The organism is Clostridium sp. DSM 8431, from assembly GCF_900116755.1.
In the GTDB taxonomy this organism is placed as follows: domain Bacteria; phylum Bacillota; class Clostridia; order Clostridiales; family Clostridiaceae; genus Clostridium.
Map to the genome: position 1 here is coordinate 1 of NZ_FPBY01000264.1, position 2952 is coordinate 2952.

At 27.6% G+C, this 2952-nt stretch carries 1 protein-coding gene and 1 pseudogene; one reads left to right on the forward strand and one right to left on the reverse strand.

Annotated elements, in window-relative coordinates:
* Positions 1-439 precede the first annotated feature (439 nt).
* Positions 440-1989, forward strand: a pseudogene (locus BM384_RS16455) (transcriptional regulator); the annotation flags it as partial.
* A 170-nt stretch (positions 1990-2159) separates the two neighbouring features.
* On the opposite strand, the gene BM384_RS16460 reads toward BM384_RS16455, so the two are convergent.
* Entirely contained in the window at positions 2160-2861 is a 702-nt protein-coding gene (locus tag BM384_RS16460) for a transposase (protein WP_090015267.1), read from the reverse strand.
* Between the last annotated feature and the right edge of the window lie 91 nt (positions 2862-2952).

The following is a 2952-nucleotide window of genomic DNA, read 5'->3' on the forward strand; positions in this document are numbered from 1 at the left end:
GGGAGAACATCCTTATATAAATACGAACTTTAAAGGACGTCCACCTATATTTGAATAGCTTGTTTTATTTATCACTCTATTTAGTAATTGAGCCAAAAAAATTCATTCATTCAATTTTATTTTGTAATTTTGTAAACGTTAAATAAGCTAAATGTTTTTATAATTATTATTTTTTTGGGTTATATAGTTTAGCTGTAAAAACATTTTAAAATGTGTTATTTATCTCCAAAAACTTTATGTTTTATTTTTGCTTAAATACCATATATTTAATAATAGGGGTATAATAATGAAAAGTTTAATAATTATATTATAATGCTCAAAAATATAGGAAAAATTTTGTCTATATTAGAGAAAAAAAGTGTACAATGAAAAAAATACAGAAAATACTATAATATAAAAATAAGAAAAAACAAGAAAGACAAAAAGGAGACCGTAGTATATGGATGTAATTCAACAGACTAATAGGACTATATTATTTGAGGAATAAATCCTGAAAAGTTAGATTTAATCACTTTAGTTGGTGATACTAAAGGATTAAGCAGTTTAAATGATGACAAGATAAAAGAGATTAATGAAAACTTACTAGTTAATAGCTTTGAAGAATTTTTAGATAAGTTTGATCCAGTAGTGTATTCATTTTTCAATGCTATAACTCAAAAAGTAATGTATACCTTACAAAAGCCTGAGAATATTCCTGAAGATATGATAAGTGAAATGCCAATTAATCAGTCGAATGACTTTTTAAAGATGCTTTTTACTTTAATTGATACTAAAAGATCTCAGGGAATTGCTAATGTAGATTTTAAATTTGAAAATCTTCTTGATATGATTTCGCCAAAGAAGGTAATGGATGATATAAAACAAACAAGAAAAGAAATTCAATATACATACAGCAAATATGAGGCTTTAGATGATGAAGATCCAAGCAAACTTGATTTAGGTGACAAGCTTAATGATATGTTTGAAGAAGCAAGTTCAAATTATAACAACATAATGGCAATGCTTCCTTTAGCAATTGAAGATATAAAAACAAGATTACTTTTAGGAAGTGAAGGAGATAATTCTTCAGAAGAATCCTTCTCATTAGGTCTTTTAAGTATGGGAGAAAATGGAGAACTTAAAGTTTTAGAAGCTCCAAAGAAAGAAGAAACAGCATTAGTCGCAATTGATGATAATGCTAATCAAGGACTTATTGAAGCCTTTGAAGATGATTATGATGAAGTAAGTGAATCTAAATATGTTAAGAGCTTAGTTATTAGAACATTTTGTCCTTTAACATCTACTATGGAAAGTTCCATAGATGTTGATGTGGAAGTAGAAAACTAGAATACTTATTTAGATTTTTATAAGAGTTCAAAAGATGATTTTATAAAGACAGTAAAACCATTAATAGAAAAAATATTAGGGGTTAAGATGTTCTTTGATCAGTATCAAACAAAGAATAATGGAATGAAACCAAGTTTACTTATTACAAACAATAAGTTAAATAATTTAGTTAATTCTAAGAATGTTACAAGATTAGAAACTTACTTAAGTTCAGTAAATGATAAAAATGATTTCTCTAATACTGTATGGTTTGGAATAGTACCTTCATTAGAGCTTAATGCTCAAAATAAGAATAAAGTTAGAAGAGAAAGATTTAAATCTAATAAAAAGACTGATAAATCAGATGCTAACACAATAGAAGATTTATCTGTTTTATTAAGCAAGGTTCAAAAGTATAAAATTCAATTATTCTTCAGTTTTGAAACTAAGGAAGAAACAACGTTTAATAATATAGCTACTGAAGGTATTGATAAATTTATAGATAAATGCAGTCCACTTTTAAGAAACTCATATAGTGAATTTGCTGTGCCATGTTTACCTAACTTTACGGTAATTCCTAAAGAAAAATCAGGAGTTATTTTAGATAAAAAAATGATACTTTCAGAAAATGGACAAGCTGAATTATCTAAAGAAAAAGAAGATATTATGAAGTTATGGATTGAGACCAGCTATGTAAAGCTTCATTTTTTAAATTTATATAATTATTTTTAGGAAAGTACAAAATTAGAAATAATTATATAAATTTAGGCATGATTAATAAACCTTTTTGAGGGACAAGCTCCAAAAGGTGAATAAAACTTGAAATAATAGTTAATACTTAGAATAATATATGGCTATTGAGAAACATATTGTTTGTTATCTCGCATTATAGCATATATTATATGTGTGAGTTTATGGCAAACGGCACCAATTGCGGTGTTATGATGTTTGCCTTCCTCACGTTTTTTATTGTAATAAGCATTAAGCTGAGGGTCAAATAAATAGGAACATTTAGCAGCAGACCAAAGAGCTCTTCTAAGATAAGGAGAACCGCGCTTTGACATTTTATTGTTATTACAATTGTAGGTGCCAGATTGCTTAACAGTCGGATCTATACCTGCAAAGGCTACTAAACTAGGAGCATCTTTAAAACGAGATATATCTCCGATTTCACTAACAATAATCGCTGCTAATGTTATACCTATTCCTGGAATAGAAGTTAATGTACAGTCTAATGATAAATACAATTCTTCAATTTTACATTCTAATACTTTAAGTTGTTTTTCTGTTTCTAAAATAATACCCATCATATGTTTTATTTGAAAAGATAGTATATCTGAACTATAATTAATTCCAAAAGAATGTGTAGCGCATTCAAGAATCTTTTCCGCTTTGGCGTAGCCAAGCTGTCCGCGACTAGCATTATGTAGTTCTTTAACAATTACGTTTATGTCTAGCGATAGTAATTCTTCTGGAGATGGATATTTAGATAAAATTGCTTTTGATCCTTCACCCCAAACATCTGAAAAAAGCTTTGGATATTCAGGAAATATCATATCGGATTAACCCCTTTATATTGGACAAAATCTATTAAATTCTAAGTTTTTCTCAATTTTATATCTTTATGCAAATTTTTTGTGGATTCTC